The organism is Bradyrhizobium australafricanum, assembly GCF_020329495.1.
Lineage (GTDB): Bacteria > Pseudomonadota > Alphaproteobacteria > Rhizobiales > Xanthobacteraceae > Bradyrhizobium > Bradyrhizobium australafricanum.
In genome coordinates this window covers 1-829 of record NZ_JAGKJL010000190.1, presented here as the reverse complement: position 1 = coordinate 829, position 829 = coordinate 1, and the positions used below count along the sequence as shown (strand labels likewise).

Sequence of the window (829 nt, the reverse complement as noted above, 5' to 3'; positions counted from 1 at the left end):
ACTCCTGCGGCAACGCCCGCCACTGGCAGCCGGTCGAAACGATATAGAGGATCGCTTCGATCACACGACGCAGCTCCGTCTTACGCGGCCGGCCGCGCCGGTTCGCTCGCGGCAACAGGCGTCTGATCAGCGCCCACTCCGCATCGGTCATATCGCTTGCATAACGCAGATCGTCCCGCCGATATTGCTCCCGAGTGATCTTGGTCCAGGGCATCGTGCTCTCCCTCGAATCTTTGCAAATCCGATGGAATCACACCCCACTGAGATCACTCACCCATTTTTCAGTCAGGCTCTGAGGTGCACGCGCAAGCGGGCCTCGAAGGATGCACGGCCCGGGTGGTGGCCGTCGACCCTTCGAGACGGCCGCTGCGCGGCCTCCTCAGGGTGACGGTGATGGAGTTGATACGCGCGCCCCCTCCTCCCGTCGTCGCTGCGAAAGCAGGGACTCATAACCACAAACGGTCATTGCTGCACGACGGCGGAACGACGAGTCCCGTTCACGACACAGGCCGCGGAGTACGGGCCCCTGCTTTCGTGTTCAGTCCCGTGAGTTTAGCAACGGCCTGGATCGGGGCCTGGTAGCCGAGGCATTTGAGGCGAGTCCGGTTGTAGTCGTGGACGAACTTGGCGATGAAGGCGTCGCGATCGGCATGGTCGATGAAGGTCCGCCGGGCGCTGCCGCGCTTTTGTTCGCGGCCAATGGCTTCGGCGATACGCCGGTTGAAGCGTTCGACGAGGCCGTTGGTCTGCGGGTGGTAAGGCTTGGTCAGGCGATGCTGGATGCCGCGCTGCTTGCAGAGCCGATCAAAGGGGTGGTCGCCGGAAGGTT

General features: G+C 63.1%; 2 protein-coding genes. Both read right to left on the bottom strand.

Features of this window, described 5'->3' with window-relative positions:
• Positions 1-214: transposase (locus tag J6525_RS46485; protein WP_225649207.1), on the bottom strand; the 214-nt coding region annotated here is incomplete at its 3' end.
• A gap of 283 nt (positions 215-497) precedes the next feature.
• Positions 498-829 (bottom strand): integrase core domain-containing protein (locus tag J6525_RS46480; protein ID WP_225649619.1); only part of this gene is annotated, 332 nt, incomplete at its 5' end.